Consider the following 18,393-nt stretch of genomic DNA (forward strand, 5'->3'; position numbering starts at 1 on the left):
GATATGGTCTGACCGGTTCTGGGGCAGCCCCCTGTCCGCCCGCTTCTCATGGGCGTAACAGCGCGACGCGGGAGGCGTAACACGCATCCGGCACAGTTGGTCCCAGGAAAGCTCACAAGGGGGACCCCGTGCTGGACCAGATGACTCTTTACCCGGTGGCCGACGACGTGCTGTTCGCACCCGGAGGCCGCGTGGTGATCCGCACCTACGGAGTGGCGGCACCGGCCGACCCGGCGAGCGGGCGGCCCAGGTCGGTGGCGTACCGGACGTGGGTCACCGGGGTGCGGGAGCAGCCCAGGTACTGGCAGTGGGGGCACTTCGAGGACGCCCGGCGCGGCCACCACAAGGTCCTGGAGTGGCTGACCGGCCGAGGCCCGCAACCCCAGCCGGTCGCCCAGGTGTGACACGGGGCACGTATCAAGCCGGCACGTTTCAGGTCGGCGCGTTCCAGCGGAGCAGAACGGGCTCGTCGTGCTCGTGGCCGAGGACGGAGTACGTCCCGGTGTCGAGGCGCAGGTGCCTGCCGTGGTCGGCGGGCAGCGACAGCCAGCGGGCCGCCAGCACGCGCAGGATGTGCGCGTGCGCGACGACCAGCACGTCGCCGTCCGCCGAGCGGATCCGGGCGAGGACCTTGTCCGCCCGCTCCCCGACGTGCTCGACGGTCTCACCCGGGTGCGCCTCGTCTCCCGGGATGACGCCGTCGCGCCAGACGTACCAGCCGGGGCGTGATTCGCGGATGCCGGGGGTGGAGATGCCCTCGTAGCCGCCGTAGTCCCACTCCCACAGGTTCGGGTCCACCTCGTACGGCCCGGCGCCGGCCAGTTCGGCGGTGCGCCGGGCCCGCTGCGCGGGACTGACGAGGACCAGTGCGAAGGATCGGCCCGCCACCAGGCGGGACAGGGCACGCGCCTCCTCCTCGCCGTGCGGTGTCAGCGGCAGGTCGGTGCGGCCCGTGTGCCGCCCGGCCCTGCTCCACTCGGTCTCGCCGTGTCTCAGCAGGATGACGTTCATAGAGGGTCCATCTTGCCCGCCGGTGTCGAGTTCACGCGCGAAGGCCCCCCTTGACCGCCCTCCCGCGGCCTGCAGTAGGGTCCCCGGCGGAAAGGGGGCGCCATGGAGCCGGTGCGGGTGGGACTCGTCGGCGCGGGACCGTGGGCGGAGATGGTGCACGCGCCCGCCCTCGCGGCCGGGCCGCACACGACGCTGTCCGGGGTGTGGGCGCGCAGGCCCGAGGCGGCGCGAGCGCTGGCGGGCGCCCACGGCGCGCCCTCCTTCGAACGGCTGGAGGACCTGTTCGCCGCGTCGGAGGCGGTCGCCTTCTGCGTTCCGCCCGCCGTGCAGGCCGAGCTGGGCGTGCTCGCGGCCCGGGCGGGCAGGGCGCTGCTGCTGGAGAAGCCGCTCGCGGCGGACCTCGACGGCGCCCGGCGCCTGGCCGGGGCGATCGAGGAGGCGGGCGTCGCCTCCCAGATGCTCTTCACGTTCCGCTACTCGGCGGCGACGGCCGGCTTCCTCGACCGGGTCCGGCGGATCGAGCCCTTCGGAGGGCACGCCGCCAACGTCTCCGGAAGCCTGCGCAGCGGCCCCTTCGCCACCCCCTGGCGGCTGGAGCGCGGGGCGGTGCTCGACGTGGGCCCGCACACGATCGACCTGCTCGACGCCGCGCTCGGCCGGGTGGTCGCGGTCAAGGCACACGGCGACCCGCTCCGCTGGGTCGGCCTGCTGCTGGAGCACGAGGGCGGCGCGGTCAGCGAGGCGTCGCTGAGCATGGCCGCCGAGGGCGAGACCCCGCCCAGCCGGATCGACGTGTACGGACGGCTCGGCAGCGCCTCGCTGCTCGGCTCCGAACTCGGCGACGTCTTCCCCGAGGTGGTCCGCCAGTTCGCGGGCACCGTACGCGACGGCGGCGGGCATCCGCTCGACGCCCGCCACGGCCTGCGCATGCAGGAGATCATCGACGACGTGGAGCGGCAGCTGCGGGCCGGCTGACCAGGGCCAGGCCCACGACCAGGGCGAGGGACGCGATCACCGGCGCCGGTCCGGGCGCGAAGCCGGTGATCGTGAGGGTGAGCAGCGCGCCGCCGACGAGCGGGACGGCCACCGGCACGAGCCGGTGGGCGGCGGCGCCCGCGGGGTTCTCGAATCGGCCGAGCATCGCGGTGAGCCCGACCAGGACCGGCGCCAGGGCGGCCAGCCACAGCGGGACGGCGCTCCACCAGGCCGCCGAGCCGGCGTGCGGGGTCGCCAGCCCAAACCCGATGGTCGCCGCACCGGCGACCGCGACGAGCGCGGTCATGTGCCACAGGTAGACGGTCATCATGCGCGGCGCGAGCGCGGTGAGCACCGCCTCGGCCCTCGGCCGGGCGGCCAGCGTGTTCAGGGCGGGGCGCAGCAGCATCGCCAGGCCGAGCTGACCGGCGAACAGCGCGAGCAGGCAGGCGCTCGGCGGGGCCATGTTGGAGATCATCCCGGGCATCCCGATCATGCTGGCGGGGTAGGGTCCGGTCGCCACCAGGGCCGCCACCATCGCGAACCCGGCGATCGCGAGGCCTGCGGCCCGTCGCCCCGTCAGCCGCTCCAGGCCGCCCTCGGCGTACCGGAACCCGACCTGATGGACCGCCAGCCAGACGAACGCGACGTTGAGGTAGCCGGCGGCCTCCAGGCCGGAGAACCGGACCACGTCCATCAGCACCGCGCCGCCCGCCAGCACCGGCAAAGCCACGCTCGTCCGCACCCGCAGCAGGAGCGGCGTCGCCACCACGGCCAGCAGGTAGACCGCCAGGAACCACAGCAGCTGGCCGACCGTCCGCGCGGCCACGTCCACCGGTTGCGCGGGCACTCCGAGAGCCACCAGGAGGTGGGGGAGCGGCAGCCACACGACCGCCAGCGGCACCACCGGCCAGGCCAGGCGGCGCACCCGCCGCGCCGTCCACTCCCGGGCCGTCCCGCCGCGGCGGGCGGCGGACCTGAAGCTGATCGCGTTGGCCGCGCCTCCGGCGAAGAAGACCAGCGGCATGACCTGCGAGATCCAGGTGACGTACGGCATCGCCGCCAGGGCGTTGCCCGTGGTCAGCCGTCCCTGGGCGTACGACAGGACCGGCATCGTCCAGTGCTGGACGACCACCAGGACCATCCCGAAGACGCGCAGGACGTCGATGAAGCGGTCCCGTGGCGCGGCCGGGGCCCGTTCGGGGGCGGGGGGAAGCATGGTCAGGGACACGGGGGCCGCCTTCGCTGTGTCGTGCCGCCACGAGGGTGAGTCACGCGGGTGGCGGGGCCGGGGTGGGGTTCCCCGGTGCGCGGGCCTGTGGGGCTCGATCCTGGTGGCTTTGGGTCTGTGGGGCTCGGAGTCTGGGGGTCTGGGGCTCGGGGTCTGAGGGTTGGATCTTCGGGCTCGGGTTCGGGCTCTGTGAGGCTTCGCGGTCTCGTGGTTCCGGTCCCGCCGAGCACGTCAAGCGTCCCGCCGCGGCCCCCTCCGGCACAGCGACGCGGTCCCTACATCCGGCCATGGGCGACCCCCTACCGACGGGGTGGGGTATGCCCTACCACTCCCGCGTACGCGCAGGCCGGCGGCATGATCAACCCATCCGGGGTCTGCCCGCCCGTCGTGGACGCGGTCCGCGCGGTCGCGCTCGACCTGGGAGGGCCAGGGGAGGCGCCGGGCTGATCCCCCCGGCGTGCTGAGCGGTGCAGGACGGGGCGGGGGTGGACGCCGCGTGAGGGATTGGTACCGTTGCGTCCGACGCGCGCCGCGCAGCGAAGTCCGGTGAGACTCCGGCGCTGTCCCGCAACTGTGGTTCCCCGTTCTCCGAGGACGAGCCAGGTCGCCTGCGCTGTGCGCCGACGCAATCGACCCTCGTGGAAAAGGGTGATCCGTCGCTTCCAGCGGGTCCCTCGATTCCCGGCATTCCCCCTGATGGAGGACCCTCGTGAGGCCCGTACGCACGGCCGTCGCGGGTGTGGTGCTGGGCGTGCTCGCTCTGGCCGGCTGCGGCCAGACCGACGGCGCCGCCACGTCCGCGCCCCCCGCCCCCGCCGCCTCGGACAGCGCCGGTCAGGGCGCCTTCCCCGCCACGATCCAGGCGGGCAACGGCGCGGTGACCATCGCCAAGAGGCCCGAGCACATCGTGTCGCTGTCCCCGACGGCCACCGAGATCCTTTTCGCGATCGGCGCGGGCGCGCAGGTGGCGGCGGTGGACGACCAGTCGGACTACCCGCCCGAGGCGCCCAAGACGTCGCTGTCGGGGTTCAAGCCCAACGTCGAGGCGATCGTCGCCGCCAAGCCCGACCTCGTGGTGCTCGCCAACGACCTGGAGGGCGTGGTCGCCGGGCTCGCCAAGGTCGGCGTGCCGGTGCTGCTCGAACCCTCCGCCGCCAAGCTGGACGACACCTACGACCAGATCAGGGACCTCGGCGCGGCCACCGGCAACGCGGCCAAGGCCGACGAGGTGGCGAACGGCGTCAAACAGAAGATCGACGCCCTCGCGGCGGCGGCGCCCAAGGGCAAGGAGCTGATGTACTACCACGAGCTGGACGTCACGCCCTACGCGGCGACGTCGAGCACGTTCATCGGGCAGGTCTACAGCCTCTTCGGGCTGAAGAACATCGCCGACGAGGCGCCCGACGCGGCGGGCGGCTATCCCAAGCTGTCGGCGGAGTTCATCGCCAAGGCCGACCCCGACCTGATCTTCCTCGGCGACACCAAGTGCTGCGGCCAGAACGCCGCCGCGCTGGCCAAGCGGCCGGGCTGGTCCGGCCTGTCCGCCCTGAAGAAGGACCGCGTGGTGGAGCTGGACGACGACGTCGCCTCCCGCTGGGGGCCGCGGGTCGCCGACCTCGCCCAGGCCGTCAGCGACGCCGTGCAGAAGGCGGCGAGCTGAGCCGGTGGTGACGCGGACGCCCCTGGTGGTGCGGTGAGCGGTGGTGCGGTGAGCGGTGGTGCGGTGAGCGGTGGTGCGGTGAGCGGTGACGCGGTGAGGCCGGTGGTGGCGTGATGACGCCGGCCCGGCCGCGCGGCCGTGCGCTGTTGGTCGCGTCCGCCGTGCTGGTGGCCAGTCTCGCCCTCGGCCTGATGGCGGGCGCGGCCGGCATCTCGCCCCGCGCCATCGCGCTGGCGCTGCTCGACCGGCTGCCGCTGGTGTCCGTGCACTCGGGGCTCGCACCGGTCGAGGAGGGGCTGCTGTTCCAGCTCCGGGTGCCGCGGGTGCTGCTCGCCGCCGTCGTGGGCGGGCTGCTGGCCACGGCCGGGGCCGGCTACCAGGGCGTGTTCCGCAATCCGCTGGCCGATCCCTACCTGCTCGGGGCGGCGGCCGGGGCCGGCCTCACGGTGACGCTCGTCGTGGTCTTCATAGGCGGAGACGCCGGGGTGGGCGCGGTGCCGATCGCCGCCTTCGCCGGGAGCGTCGGCGGGGTGTTCCTCGCGTACGCGCTTGGCCACACGGCGGGCCGGGGCGGCGGCACCGCGACGCTCGTGCTCGCCGGGGTCGCGGTCACCTCGTTCCTCACCGCCGTCCAGACCTTCGTGCAGCAGCTCAAGGTGGACGAACTGCAGCGGATCTACTCCTGGATACTCGGCGACGTCGGCGGCGGCTGGGACCAGCTCCGCATGATCGCGCCGTACGCCGTGGTGTCGACCGTCGTCATGCTGCTGCACGGCAGACTGCTCGACGTGCTGTCGGTGGGCGACGAGGAGGCGGTCAGCCTCGGCCTGCGCGCGGCGCGCGTGCGCTTCGTCGTGCTGCTGGCCGCCTCGCTCGCCACCGCCTCGGCGGTGGCGGTGAGCGGGCTGATCGCGTTCGTCGGGATCGTGGTGCCGCACGTGGTCCGACGGCTCGCCGGCTGGTCCTATCGGATCGTGCTGCCGCTGTCGTTCCTGGGCGGCGCGGCGTTCCTCGTGCTGGCCGACACGATCGCGCGTACGGTGCTCGCGCCGGCCGAACTGCCGATCGGGGTGGTCACGGCGTTCGTCGGTGCGCCGTTCTTCGTCACCGTCCTGCGCGTGACCCGGCGGGTGGAGACGTGAGCGGGCGCGCCGTACCGGCCGTCGAGGCGCGCGGCGTGGGCGTCACGCTGGGCGGGCGGCCGGTGCTCACGGACGTCACGCTGTCGGCCGCGCCGGGCCAGTGGCTGGCGGTCATCGGGCCGAACGGCGCGGGCAAGTCCACGCTGCTGCGGGCCGTCGCCGGGCTGGTGCCGAGGGAGGGCGAGGTGCTCGTCGAGGGGACGGCCGTCGACGACCTGCGCCCGCGCCGGCGGGCCCGGCTGATCGCCTACGCCCCGCAGAGCCCGGCGCTGCCGCCCGACATGTCGGTCTACGACTACGCGCTGCTCGGCCGCACGCCGTACATCGCCTATCTCGGCAGCGAGAGCGCGCGGGACCGCGAGGTGACGCGGTCGGTGCTGGAACGGCTCGACCTGGACGGCTTCGCGTCCCGGCCGCTCGGGCACCTGTCCGGCGGCGAGCGGCAGCGCGTCGTGCTCGCCAGGGCGCTGGTGCAGCAGGCGCCGGTGCTGCTGCTCGACGAGCCGACCACGGCGCTCGATCTGGGCCACCAGCAGCAGGTGCTCGAACTCGTCGACCGGCTGCGCCTGGCCGACGATCTCACCGTCGTGACGACGCTGCACGACCTCAGCCTCGCCGCGCAGTACGCCGACGCGCTCGTGCTGCTCGCCGCGGGGCGCGCGGTCGCGGCCGGGCCGCCCGCGCGGGTGCTGGCCGAGCCGCTGCTGACCGAGCACTTCGGCGCCCGCGTACGGGTGGAGCCGGGCCCCGAGGGGCGCCCGGTCGTCCACCTGGTCCGCCCGCCGGTCTCCTCGGCGACGGAGAAGGCATGACGGGTGTCCCGCGGCCGTCCCTGAGCTACCGAACGGAGGACGGCCTGCGGCTGGGCGCGCTGCTGTGGCGGTTCGGGCCCGGCTGGCGGATGATCTCCTCGGCCATGCTCGGCGGCGGCATCGGCCCCCGTGAGTGGGTGCTGAACGCGCAGGTGGCCGCCGGTTACTCGCGCATGGACCCCGTCGAGCACATGGAGGCGCTCGGTCCCGGCGGTCCCGGTGTGGGCATGATGACGGCGGCGCTGGTGGAGCGGTACGCCGTGGCGGCCGACGGGGGAGCGGAGGCCGTCGCGACGGTGGGCCTGGGCGTGCCGACCTGGGCGGCCGCGCCCGAGGGCGTGGCCGACCCCGGCCTGCCGGCCGCCCCGGAGTCCGGGCGGGAGCACGCCGGGGTGTGCGAGACCGGTGGGCGCGTGCCGCGCCCGGGGACGATCAACATCCTGGTGGCCGTGCCGGTCGCGTTCTCCGACCCGGCGCTGGTCAACGCCGTCATGACGGTTACCGAGGCGAAGACGCAGGCGCTGCTGGAGGCGGGATTCCCCTGCACCGGGACCGCGTCCGACGCCGTCTGCGTCGCCGTACGGGAGGACGGCCCGGCGGAGGCGTTCGGCGGCCCGCGCTCCGTCTGGGGCGCGCGGATCGCCCGCGCGGTGCACCGGGCCGTCCTCGACGGTGCGGGGGACTGGCGCACCCGGCGGGCCGGCACCACAGCCCGCTTCCGCGATCTCTAGCTCTGGATCACTTCGGATCAGGAGCGGGCCGCCGGGCTGGATGTGCCGTTCGATCGGCCGGCGGGATGGGTCGGGCGGGGTGCTGCAATGGTGGCATGTCTCTGGACGAGCTTCGTACCCTGCTGGAACGGCATGCGCGTCCCGGCTTGACCACGGCCATCGACGGCGTCCGGGTCTGCAAGGCCGACCATGCCGTTCCGCCGGTGTCCTCGATGTCCGGCACGGTGCTGGCGGTCATCGCCCAGGGCGGCAAGCGTCTGGCGCTGGGAGACCGCGTCTACGAGTACGGCGCCGGCCAGTATCTCGTCGCTTCGGTCGACCTCCCGGTGACGGGGCATTTCGTCGACACCGCCAGCCCCTCGCTCGGTTTCGGGATGACCCTGGAACCCGCCGTCATCGCCGAGTTGCTGCTGCGGACCGGGCCGGGGGAGCAGCCGCGGTCCACCGGCGCCGCACCGCCGGGCATCGCGGTCAGCGACGCCCCGGACGAGTTGCTCGACGCGGTCGTACGGCTGCTGCGCCTGCTCGACCGGCCAGGGGACCGGAAGGCGCTCGTCCCGCTGGTCAAGCGGGAGATCCTCTGGCGGTTGATGACCGGGGAACAGGGCGACGCCGTCCGTCAGCTCGGCCTCGCGGACAGCAGCCTGAGCCACATCGAACGTGCCGTGCGGTGGATCCGGGAGAACTACACCCAGCCGTTCCGGGTCGAGGAGCTGGCACGGCTTTCGGGGATGAGCGTCTCCGCTTTCCACCGGAACTTCCAGATGGTGACGACGATGAGTCCGATCCAGTTCCAGAAGCAGATGCGGCTGCAGGCGGCGAGGCTGCTGCTGGCGAACAGTCCGAACGACGTCACCGGCGTGGGCCGGCACGTCGGGTACGACAACCCGTCCCAGTTCAGCCGGGAGTACCGGCGCCAGTTCGGTGCTCCGCCCAGCGTCGACGCGGTGCGCCTGCGGGGCGGAGCCGGCCCCGCAGCGGTCGCGCTGCCGTGACTCCCACCTGAGCGAAGAGGATTGTGCAACCACGGAGGAGGATCGTGAAGGCCCGGCGCTCGCCTCGTTGCTTGCATGGATGTAGCGGAACCTGCCCTCAAGCGCGGGGTGCAGGCCGACCCGCTCGCGACGCGTCACCATGCCGATCGCGAACGCTTCCAAGGGGGACTCATGAAATACCGCACGCTGGGCCGGACCGGAATCGCGGTCAGCCCGTACTGCCTGGGCACCATGATGTTCGGGGCCATGGGCAACCCCGACCACGACGACTCGATCCGGATCATCCACAGGGCCCTGGACGCGGGGATCAACTTCGTCGACACCGCCGACGTGTACTCCGCCGGTGAGTCCGAGGTGATCGTCGGGAAGGCGCTCAAGGGCCGCCGCGACGACGTCGTGCTGGCTAGCAAGGTGCACTATCCGATGGGCGACGATCCGAACCACCGGGGCAACTCACGGCGCTGGATCATGACCGCCGTCGAGAACTCGCTGCGCCGCCTGCAGACCGACCACCTCGACCTCTACCAGATCCACCGCCCCGACCCGGCAGTCGACGTGGAGGAGACGCTGTCGGCCCTGTCCGACCTGGTCCGCAGCGGCAAAGTGCGGGCGATCGGTGCGTCGACCTTCCCCGCCTCGGAGATCGTCGAGGCGCAGTGGGCCGCCGAGCGGCGCGGGTTGGAGCGCTTCCGGACCGAGCAGCCGCCGTACTCGATCCTGAACCGGAGCATCGAACGAGAGGTGCTGCCGGTCTGTCAGCGCTACGGGATGGGCACCCTGGTCTGGAGCCCACTGGGCCAGGGCCTGCTCACCGGCCGCTTCCGCAAGGGGCAGCACACGGACACCCACCGGTCCGGCGGAATGCCGCAGCACTTCACCGACCAGCGCAAACTCGACGTCGTCGAACAGCTCATCCCGCTCGCCGAGAAGGCCGGCCTGCCGATGACCCACCTCGCGATGGCGTTCGCGATCGCTCACCCGGGTGTCACCTCGGCGATCATCGGGCCGCGCACCATGGGACAGCTCGACGACCTGCTGGCCGGCGTCGGCGTCACCCTGGACGACGAGGTCCTCGACCGGATCGACGAGATCGCTCCGCCCGGCACCGACGCCGGCCCGAACGACGTGTCCTACACCCCACCGGCCGTCTCACACGTGATCTGGCGCCGCCGCCCGGCCGCCGAGCGCTCCGCGGCCTGACCGACCGGCGGAGGCACACCCGGTCGAAGGCCCGGGAGCGGCCCGGCGAGCCCAGGTGGGGCACCCCACCGGCTAGGACATGAAAGTGATCGTGTTCACCATGTGGTCGATGTTCGACCGGTCGAACCTGCCTGCCGGGCAGAAGAACGTGATCAGCACGGTCGTGCCCGTGTCGCCCTGCCGGACCAGGTAGGCGATGAAGTCGAGCCGCCCGGCCTGCTGGGGGTCGCTGAGCACGCCCTCGATCCGGAACGCCGGCCTGGCTCCGACGGTCGTCGGCGTCGGCACACCGTAGTAGGTGGTCACGCCGGGGAGCGCGGGGCCCAGGCTCTCCTGGAGCTCCATCGGCGAGTCCGCGGTGCTCAGCGTGTTGCTGACCTGGGCGAAAACGCCCGTGGCCTGGTCCGGATGGGCCGAGATGATGGGGTTCACCTTCGACCAGTCGGTGTTGCCCGGCACCGCGAACAGCGCGTTGAACTCCTCCAGGGACGGAGAGGCGATCATCCACTGGTCGGCGTTCGTCTTGGCCTCGCCCCAGGCCGAGGGGTAGGACATGGTGAACGGCGCCGCGGTGCTGCCCGGGTAGGTGAGCCACGTCGCGGCGGCGTCCCCGCCCCTGGTGAGCAGCAGCGCGGCGGCGACCGCGATCGACACCAGGACCGCCAGGCCGCCGATCAGCGGCCCGAGCGGCAGCCCCCGCCGTTGGCCGCGCGAGGCAGGCGAGGCGACCGTCGCCTGCGAGTGCGGCGACCCGGGCGGGTACGACCCGTACCCCTGCACCGCCCCCTGCACCACCCCCTGCACCGCCCCCTGCGTTGGGTCCTGCGGTGGGCCGGCGAACGGGTGGCTCACGGGCGGGCGGGACTCCGCGGGCACCGAGCCGGAGGGATGGGAGACGGGCGGCCTGGTGCCGGGAGGGAACGAGGAGGGCGTGACCGGCGGGTAGGACCCCTGCGGACGGGACCCGGCAGGTCCCGGGGAGACGGGGGAGACCGGTGAGACCGGGGAGCGCGCGCGATCCGGGGGATACGACGAGGAGCCTGGGGGAACCGGGGGGTACGACGAGGAGCCCTGGGGAACCGGGGGATACGACGGGGAGGCCGACGCCGGGTCGCCCGCGCCCCCGCTGATCGCGTCGCGCAGCGCGGACACGAACGCCTGGCACGTCTCGAACCGCTCGCCCGGCGACTTGGCCAGCGCCCGCGTGATCACGGCGTTCACCGCGTGCGGCAGGTCGGGCCGGTACGGCGTGAGCGGCGGCGGGTCGTGGGACACGTGCGCGTAGAGGAGCGCGAGTTCGGTGTCCCGCTGGAACGGCGGCTGCCCGGCGAGCGCCTCGTACACGACGCAGGCGAAGGCGTACAGATCGCTCCGGCCGTCGACCGGCAGACCCCGGATCTGCTCGGGGGCGACGTAGCGCGGGGTGCCCATGAAGTGACCGTGGCTGGTCAGCCCGGCCTCGGCCGAGGAGCTCTTGGTGAGCCCGAAGTCGGTCAGGTAGACGTGGTCGGATCGCGTGACCAGGATGTTGGCGGGTTTCACGTCGCGGTGCACCAGGCCGTGGGCGTGTGCGGCGTCCAGCGCCGAGGCGATCTGCGCGAACAGCGGGTTGGCCCGCCCGACCGGCAGCGGGCCCTCCGACTGCACGAGCTTGCGCATGTCGTTGCCCTCGACGTAGCGCATGGCGATGAACAGCAGGTCGTCGCGTTCGCCGGCCTCGTACACCGGGATGATGTTGGGGTGGTCGATGCTGGCCACCATCCGGGACTCGCGGACGAACCGGTCGCGGAAGCGGTCGTCGTGCGCGAGCTGCGGCGCGAGCACCTTCAGCGCCACGGCCCGCCCGAGCCGCTGGTCGCGCGCCCGGTAGACCGTCGCCATGCCGCCCCGCCCGACGACCGCCTCGACCGTGTAGTCGCCGAGCCGCCGCCCCACCAGCGGCGGCATCACGGGCCCCTCGGTCATCCGGTCTCCCCCTTGAGCATTCTTTTGATCACGAATCGGTCGGGTTCCCGCAGAAGCCGCAGAAGCGATGCCCCTGGCCCAGCCGCATGCCGCACTGCGTGCAGAACTTTAGTTGCGCCTGCCCGCGCGGCGGCGACGGGTTCGGCGGGTACGACTGCCCGGCCGGCGGCGAGGGGTCGGCCGGATGCGCGTGCCCGCGCGGCGGCGATGGGTCCGCGGGGCGCGCCTGCCCGCCGGGCAGGGACGCGTCCGCGGCCACGGGAGCCGCCGGAGCCGGCCCCACGACCTCGGGAGACCGGGCGGCCTCGGCCCCGAACACCCTCGTGACAGCATACGGCGGCCAGGAGTTCTCCTTGGGCGGGTAGGACCCGGCCTCACCGGCGAGGCCCCCCTGCGCGGCGAGACCGTGCCCGTCGATCCCCGGGTCCGTCTGGCCGCCGGCGGCGGGTCGTTTCGTGCCCCTGCGGCGCAGCAGCACGACGCCCACGACCAGCAGCGCGAGGACCACAACGCCGCCGGCCGCCCACACGTACGGCGGCAGCGACGACTTCGGCTGCTCGACCGCGGCCGGGCGCGCCGTCGGTCCGACGCCCGCGTCCTCCCCCGTGCCCGCCTTGGACTGGGCGACCCGCAGATGATCGGCCGCGACCGCGTGGTCGGGCCGCAGGTTGAGCACCTGCTGCAGCGCCGGTATCGCGCCGGTGTAGAGCTTGTTGTGGTAGGAGGCGAGCGCGTTCTCGTACACGACGTCGACCGGGCCGCGGCGGGGGGTGACGCCGGCGGCGACCAGCGCGCTGCGGATGTCGTCGGCGGGGGTGATGGTCTCCGGCTCGCCGCCGCCCCCGGAGACGAACCCGACCACCTCGCTCCTGCCGTCGTCGATGAGGGCCGCGCCGGGCGCGCCGGCGTCCAGCAGCTTGAGGACCTTGTCGCGCTCCTTGACGGTCCGGCTGCCCGGCGGGTTGAGATGCGCGGTGTCGAGCTTGGGCGGGGTCTTCGCCGAGGGCCTGCCCGGGAGCGACATGACGTCGAGCGACTCGACCGCGCCGCCGATCGTCGTGCCCAGCGGGACCGTGGGCAGCGACTGCTTCTCGCCGCCCTTGGTGACCTTCAGCACGGCCGGGGACGCGGGGGACGCCCCGGAGGTCAGGATCTGCGCGGGCAGCCCTCCGGGCGGCGGCGGGTCGAGGTAGGGGAAGACGCTGACGTTCGTCGTGACGTCGGCGATGCAGGTCGAGTCGGTCTGCTGCGGCGGGTAGCACGACTGGAGTCGCCGGTCGAGGTCGGCGTCGCCCAGCGAGTGCCGCTTGAAGTCGGCCGGGATCTTCACCTTGAAGTATTCGGCGAACACCCGGTTGGCGGCGTACACCCGGGGGTCGTCGGTGGCCTGCACGATCTGGGTCGCGGTGACGACCACGCCGTCGGGCGTCACCGTGAAGCCGCTGCCCTTCGCCAGGTCGACGTCGTAGTCCCGGGCCATCTGCTTGATCACACCGCGGTCGTCGAGCAGCGTGATGCGGACGTGTGAGGAGGACTCCACACGTACCGCGCCGGGGGTGACCCGGTCGGTGGAACCGCTGGGGTGCGGGTGGAGCAAGGGCGCCGCGAGCGCCGAGAGCGCGCCCAGCCCCGCGATGACAGAGTGCAGGCGGGGCATCTGCTTCTCCTAGGCCTGTTCGGAACGCTTAAAGCGTCTCAGCGCGGACAGTGCTCGACAAGGTGAGCATCGTGACCGACACCCACTTGATACAGGGCGATGATCGCGCGGTCACTTGACGTTGGCTTGCAGGTCGATTGCGGACGTCTGTTGCCTGATGCGCGCCGCCCCGGGCAGGGATTACTCTGCGCGCATGCGCTCGTCCCCCCTCCGCTCCGTCCCCCGCGTCGACCTCCTGATCGGCCTCGCGATCATCGCGCTGGGCACCCTTGAGGCGTTCACGGACGCCAAGGATTACGGCGCGGCCCAAAACCCCGAGCTGTGGTGGGTCGGGCAGGCGCTGGTCACCGGCGTCCTGGTCTGGTATCGCCGCAGGGCCCCGGTGGCGGTCTTCATCCTGATGATCCTCGCGCAGTACGCCTGGCACCGGCAGGGCAACGAGTCGTGCCCGGTCTGGCAGCTCGCCGCGCTGCTCATCGTCTTCCACACGATCGGCGCGCATCTGCCGTTCAAACCGGGCGGGACCTGGGCCCTGGTGGGCATCCTCGTCTTCGACTCGGGGGCCGTCGACCACCGGTTCCTGCCGTTCCAGGAGGTCGTCTACCTCACGGTGATGTTCGGCTCGGCGTACGCCACGGGCCTGGCCCTGCGCGGTTACCTTCTGCGCGCGCACCGGATGAGCGAGCGGGCGGCGCGGCTGGAGGTGGAGCGGGAACGCCGGGCCGCCGAGGCCGTCGCCGCCGAGCGCAACCGGATCGCCAGGGAGCTGCACGACGTGGTGGCCCACAGCGTCAGCATGATGGTCATGCAGGCCGGGGTGCTGCGCCGCCGGATGGGCGTGGCGCAGGCGGACGGACCCTCCCCGGAGGCCGAGATGCTCAGCGGCATCGAGCAGGCGGGCCGGGAGGCGGTCGAGGAGCTGCGGATCATGCTGGGCGCGCTGCGGATGCCGCAGGACGAGGCGCTGCCCCAGCCGGGGCTCGACATGGTGCCCAACCTCATCTCGACGGTCGGATCGTCGGGGCTTCGCGTGACGCTGGAGACGGAGGGCGAGCGGCTACGGCTCGCGCCCGGTCTCGACCTGTCGGCCTACCGGATCGTGCAGGAGGCCCTCACCAACGCGGTCAAGTACGCCGGGGACGCCGACGCGCGCATCCGGATCGCCTACCACCCCGACCGGCTGGAGCTGGAGATCACCGATAATGGCGGGGGCGCCGGACCGGCGCTGTCCACCGGCAACGGGCTCATCGGCATGCGCGAGCGGGCCGAGCTGTTCGGCGGCTCCCTCGACGCCGGGCCGCTGCCGCGGGGTGGCTACCGCGTGCGCGCGACGCTGCCGATCTCCCAGGGGGTGCCGATGAGCGAGGCGACGAATTGACCATCCGCATCGTCCTCGCCGACGACCAGGCGATGATCCGGGCCGGCCTGCGCATGGTGGTCGAGAGCGAGCCCGGAATGGAGGTCGTGGGCGAGGCCGCCGACGGCGCCGAGGCGGTCGCCCTGGCCCGCCGGGTGCAGCCCGACGTCGTGCTCATGGACATCGCGATGCCGCGCATGGACGGACTCACCGCGGCCAGGCGGCTGCTCGACGCGCCACGGCCGCCCAAGGTCGTCATGCTGACGACGTTCGACACCGACGAGAACCTGTACGCCGCGCTGCGCGCGGGGACCAGCGGCTTCCTGCTGAAGGTGTCGCCGCCCGAGCAGCTCGTGGAGGCCATCAGGGTCGTCGCCGCGGGTGACGGCCTGCTCGACCCCGCCGTCACCACGCGGGTGATCGCCTCCTTCGCGGGCCGGCACGAGCCGGTCCGGCCGCCGCAGCTCGCCGAGCTCACCCCGCGCGAGCTGGAGGTGCTGCGGATGCTCGCCCGGGGCCTCACCAACGCCGAGATCGCCAGGGAGCTCTTCGTCGGCGAGGCCACGGTCAAGACCCACGTCGCCCGCGTGCTCATGAAGCTGAACCTGCGCGACCGCGCTCAGGCGGTCGTGTTCGCGTACGAGTCGGGCGTGGTGACGCCGGGGTCGGCGCTCGGGTAGTACGACGCCCATTCGGCGTTCGTCATGCGCAGCACCTTGAGGCCGAGGTAGCCCATGGCGATGACGGGGGCGCCCCAGAACGGGATCGTCAGCGGGCTGTAGGGCACCGGGATCGCGCCCAGGTAGCCCACCGCGACGACGGCCGGCACCCACCAGTGGACGAAGCCGGTGCGCGAGACGGCCAGCACGAGCAGCGGCAGGCCGACCATGCCGAGGTAGATCCACGGCAGCGTGAACCCGAAGATGACGCCGGGCAGGTTGAACACCTCGTCGAACATCTTCTGGCCCTGCTCGACCGGGTAGTGCTGCCCGAACCACCACTCCACGGGGTCCATGAGGAGCAGCGCCGAGACGCTGATGTAGCCGATGATCGTCATGCCTCCGGCGATGTGCCCGAAGGCGACGGACCTCCTGCGCACCAGGTGCAGCAGGCCGACGGCCGCGATCGGGACGAGCACCCAGCTCCAGTGGTAGAGCGCCGACTCCAGCTGGGCCAGGGCCGGGTTGTCGCCGTAGCTGAGGATCTCGCGGTCGGCGCCCCAGGTGCCGGGGTCGACGAGCAGCGCGACGAACTGCAGCAGCGGCGCGACGAACAGCAGGACGCCGGTGACGGTGCGCCGGAAGGCCACCGAGTCGGACAGTTTCATGATCGATCTTTCCCTTCGGGTCTTTCTCCCTACGGCCGGTGACGGTAGGTGGGCGACCCTCGGGGACTCGTCCGCCGTCCGGATGATTGCTCCTCATCCGCTAGAGCGACTTATCGCCATAAGGCTAGATATGTGTATATTTTTCGGAAGACGGCTCACACTACGGGAGATTTTTCATGAAGGCGTTCCCGGCGGTCCTGTTCGACGAGGCACACAGCGAGGCATGGACGATCCGGCGGGAGGTCGCCGAGGCCATGAACCCCGCCCACCCCGACGACAACAGCTACGCGGAGGCCGCCGGGGCGCTGCGCAGGCTCGGCCACACGGTGCGCGCGCACACCGAGGGCCCGATCACGCGGGACGTGCTGGACGGGTGTGACGTCCTCGTGGTCGCGCATCCCTCGGCCGAGCGCTGGGAGCGCACCACGGGAGTCGGCAGCCCCGTCTTCTCCGCCGAGGAGATCGACGCGGTCGAGGCGTACGTCGCGGGAGGCGGCGGCCTCATCGTGCTGGCCGAGCACGAGCAGGAGAAGTACGGCAGCAACCTGGGCGAGCTGCTCGCCCGGTTCGGGGTGACGGTCGAGCACACGACCGTGCAGGACCCCGGCAACTGCCACAACAGGGTGGCCACCTGGATCCTCGGCGTCCCCTCCGCACAGGCCGTGACCGAGCGGGGCGGCACGACCCAGGGCCAGCAGGTCCAGGGCCTGCCGGTCCAGGGCCTGCCGGCCCAGGACCTGCTGGCAGGGGTCGGGCGGGCCTGCTTCTACCGTGCGGGCACCCTCGGCGTGCCCGCCGGGGCGAGCGTGCTGTTCACGACCTCCGGGTCCGCCGACCCCGCGAACGCCCCGCTCGCCGCAGCCGTACGGCACGGCGGCGGCCGGGTGGTCGTCCTGGCCGACTCCGACCTGTTCGGAGACGACTCGATCCGCGACTACGACCACGAGAAGCTGTGGGGCAACCTGACGACCTGGGCCGCCCGCGTGCCCGAGGCGTCCGGCGCCGGCCGCGTGTCCCGCCCCGAGGCGGTGGAGGAGTTCGCCCGGCTGAAGGCCGCCGTGGAGCGGCTGCGCCCGCTCCAGGCCAAGGACGGCTCGATCAGCGGAGACCACGACGAGGCCGTGGCGTGCATCAGCGAGATCGTCGACGGCGTCGGACGGCTCGCGCCGCACTTCCCGCACGACGCCGAGTATCTCGACGCGGTGATGAAGGACTTCCGCGCGTGGGTGGCGGCCGGTCTCGGCAAGCCCGACTTCCTCGACTCGCTGAACGTCTTCCACCCCGATGCCCAGCGGATCGACGGCCTGGAGCACCTGGTCGTCTTCCCGATGTACACCCAGAACGGCAACCCGAACCGCAACGTCGAGGCGGTCTGGATCCGGGTCGTGTGGCCCGACTGGCTGGCCGAGCTGGAGCGGGGCGGCTACGACAACCCGATGTTCGTGCCGATCGCGTTCGTGGACTTCACCTCCGGCTACGACACCAACTCGGCCGTGCTGTTCCCCGAGACCGTGGTCGTGCGCCAGGCCCCGCCGCGCTTCACCTGGGGCGGCATCTTCTGCGACCGCGAGGCGGCCCGGTTCCGCCGGGTCAGCGAGGCCGCCGCGGCCACGCTGAAGCTGGAGCTGCCGCCGGACGCCGCCCGGCTGCTGGCGTCCCAGGACCTCGCCCAGGACACGTTCGTGCTGTGGGACCTCGTCCACGACCGCACGCACAGCCACGGCGACCTGCCGTTCGACCCGTTCATGATCAAGCAGCGCATGCCGTACTGGCTCTACAGCCTGGAGGAGCTGCGCTGCGACCTCACGGCGTACGGCGAGGCCGTGAAGCTGGAGGCCGCGGGCGTGCCGCACGCGCGGTACGTGCAGTACGCCATCCTGTTCGACCGGCTGTTCCGCTTCCCGATCACCGGCGAGCGGGTGCGCAACTACGACGGGCTCGGCGGCCAGCTGCTGTTTGCCTACCTGCACCGGCAGGGCATCGTGCGATGGACCGACAACCGTCTGACGATCGACTGGTCGCGGGTCGCCGACGGCGTCGCCGACCTGCGCGGCGAGGTGGACAAGCTCTACCGCGACGGCATCGACCGGTCCAAGCGCGCGCACTGGCTCGCCGCGCACGAGCTGGTCGCGACCTACGTCGAGCCCGACCCGGCGTCCGCGTGGAAGCAGGGCGCCCAGGCGCTGCCCACCGAGCAGAAGGCCATGGTCGACGCCGTGCTGCCCGACGAGTTCCCCCTGAGCATGTTCTATGAGGCCCTGCGCCGTAAGCTCACCGAGGTGGTGGAGTCGACCCGGGGCATCCGGGCGTGAGCGCGGATCTGGAGGGCG

At 72.7% G+C, this 18,393-nt stretch carries 16 protein-coding genes and 1 riboswitch; of the genes, 11 read left to right on the top strand and 5 right to left on the bottom strand.

The window, feature by feature from the left end:
- Window positions 1–128: 128 nt before the first annotated feature.
- Window positions 129–404 (top strand): hypothetical protein, encoded by a 276-nt coding sequence (locus FLX07_RS05460; protein WP_142568337.1) that lies wholly within the window; start codon window positions 129–131, stop codon window positions 402–404.
- Window positions 405–432: 28 nt separating this feature from the next.
- Here the strand turns inward: FLX07_RS05460 and FLX07_RS05465 are convergent, their stop codons facing one another.
- Entirely contained in the window at window positions 433–1,011 is a 579-nt protein-coding gene (locus tag FLX07_RS05465; RefSeq protein WP_142568338.1) for a histidine phosphatase family protein, read from the bottom strand.
- A 102-nt stretch (window positions 1,012–1,113) separates the two neighbouring features.
- Here FLX07_RS05465 and FLX07_RS05470 point away from each other — a divergent pair, with 102 nt between their 5' ends.
- Window positions 1,114–1,986, top strand: coding sequence for a Gfo/Idh/MocA family protein (locus FLX07_RS05470; protein ID WP_142568339.1), 873 nt, complete (start codon window positions 1,114–1,116; stop codon window positions 1,984–1,986).
- Here the strand turns inward: FLX07_RS05470 and FLX07_RS05475 are convergent.
- On the bottom strand, window positions 1,949–3,217 hold the full coding sequence (locus tag FLX07_RS05475; RefSeq protein ID WP_229689624.1) for an acyltransferase family protein: 1,269 nt from the start codon (window positions 3,215–3,217) through the stop codon (window positions 1,949–1,951). The genes FLX07_RS05470 and FLX07_RS05475 overlap by 38 nt on opposite strands.
- A 493-nt stretch (window positions 3,218–3,710) precedes the next feature.
- Window positions 3,711–3,847: riboswitch (cobalamin riboswitch) on the top strand.
- 79 nt (window positions 3,848–3,926) lie between these two features.
- Here FLX07_RS05475 and FLX07_RS05480 point away from each other — a divergent pair.
- The 6 genes from FLX07_RS05480 (at window position 3,927) to FLX07_RS05505 (ending at window position 9,757) form a co-directional block, all read left to right on the top strand.
- The gene (locus FLX07_RS05480) at window positions 3,927–4,877 is read left to right on the top strand and encodes an ABC transporter substrate-binding protein (protein WP_142568340.1); all 951 of its coding nucleotides are present in this window, start codon (window positions 3,927–3,929) and stop codon (window positions 4,875–4,877) included.
- 113 nt (window positions 4,878–4,990) lie between these two features.
- Window positions 4,991–6,019 carry a FecCD family ABC transporter permease gene (locus tag FLX07_RS05485; protein ID WP_142568905.1) on the top strand — a complete coding sequence of 343 codons (1,029 nt, stop codon included), beginning with the start codon at window positions 4,991–4,993 and terminating at the stop codon, window positions 6,017–6,019.
- A complete protein-coding gene (locus FLX07_RS05490; RefSeq protein ID WP_142568341.1) occupies window positions 6,016–6,831 on the top strand; it encodes an ABC transporter ATP-binding protein in 816 nt (271 codons plus the stop codon). Before FLX07_RS05485 ends, FLX07_RS05490 begins: the two co-directional genes overlap by 4 nt.
- Complete coding sequence (locus FLX07_RS05495; RefSeq protein WP_142568342.1) at window positions 6,828–7,562, top strand: adenosylcobinamide amidohydrolase; 735 nt, start codon at window positions 6,828–6,830, stop codon at window positions 7,560–7,562. The genes FLX07_RS05490 and FLX07_RS05495 overlap by 4 nt, the downstream gene beginning before the upstream one ends.
- 95 nt (window positions 7,563–7,657) lie before the next feature.
- Window positions 7,658–8,557 (top strand): AraC family transcriptional regulator, encoded by a 900-nt coding sequence (locus FLX07_RS05500; protein ID WP_142568343.1) that lies wholly within the window; start codon window positions 7,658–7,660, stop codon window positions 8,555–8,557.
- 171 nt (window positions 8,558–8,728) lie between these two features.
- Complete coding sequence (locus FLX07_RS05505) at window positions 8,729–9,757, top strand: aldo/keto reductase (RefSeq protein ID WP_142568344.1); 1,029 nt, start codon at window positions 8,729–8,731, stop codon at window positions 9,755–9,757.
- A 72-nt stretch (window positions 9,758–9,829) separates the two neighbouring features.
- Here the strand turns inward: FLX07_RS05505 and FLX07_RS05510 are convergent, their stop codons facing one another.
- The gene (locus FLX07_RS05510; protein ID WP_142568345.1) at window positions 9,830–11,722 is read right to left on the bottom strand and encodes a serine/threonine-protein kinase; all 1,893 of its coding nucleotides are present in this window, start codon (window positions 11,720–11,722) and stop codon (window positions 9,830–9,832) included.
- Window positions 11,723–11,750: 28 nt separating this feature from the next.
- Entirely contained in the window at window positions 11,751–13,379 is a 1,629-nt protein-coding gene (locus tag FLX07_RS05515) for a zinc ribbon domain-containing protein (RefSeq protein WP_142568346.1), read from the bottom strand.
- A 193-nt stretch (window positions 13,380–13,572) separates the two neighbouring features.
- Between FLX07_RS05515 and FLX07_RS05520 the strand changes: the two genes are divergently transcribed.
- Entirely contained in the window at window positions 13,573–14,757 is a 1,185-nt protein-coding gene (locus tag FLX07_RS05520) for a sensor histidine kinase (RefSeq protein WP_167748127.1), read from the top strand.
- Window positions 14,754–15,416 (top strand): response regulator, encoded by a 663-nt coding sequence (locus FLX07_RS05525; RefSeq protein ID WP_142568348.1) that lies wholly within the window; start codon window positions 14,754–14,756, stop codon window positions 15,414–15,416. Before FLX07_RS05520 ends, FLX07_RS05525 begins: the two co-directional genes overlap by 4 nt.
- On the opposite strand, the gene FLX07_RS05530 is transcribed toward FLX07_RS05525, so the two are convergent.
- Window positions 15,356–16,063 (bottom strand): hypothetical protein, encoded by a 708-nt coding sequence (locus tag FLX07_RS05530; protein WP_142568349.1) that lies wholly within the window; start codon window positions 16,061–16,063, stop codon window positions 15,356–15,358. The two genes, FLX07_RS05525 and FLX07_RS05530, sit on opposite strands and share 61 nt — an antisense overlap.
- A gap of 176 nt (window positions 16,064–16,239) precedes the next feature.
- On the opposite strand from FLX07_RS05530, the gene FLX07_RS05535 reads away from it, so the two are divergent.
- Complete coding sequence (locus FLX07_RS05535; protein WP_142568350.1) at window positions 16,240–18,375, top strand: DUF6421 family protein; 2,136 nt, start codon at window positions 16,240–16,242, stop codon at window positions 18,373–18,375.
- Window positions 18,376–18,393 lie beyond the last annotated feature (18 nt).

It is taken from the genome of Microbispora bryophytorum, assembly GCF_006874465.1.
Lineage (GTDB): Bacteria > Actinomycetota > Actinomycetes > Streptosporangiales > Streptosporangiaceae > Microbispora > Microbispora bryophytorum.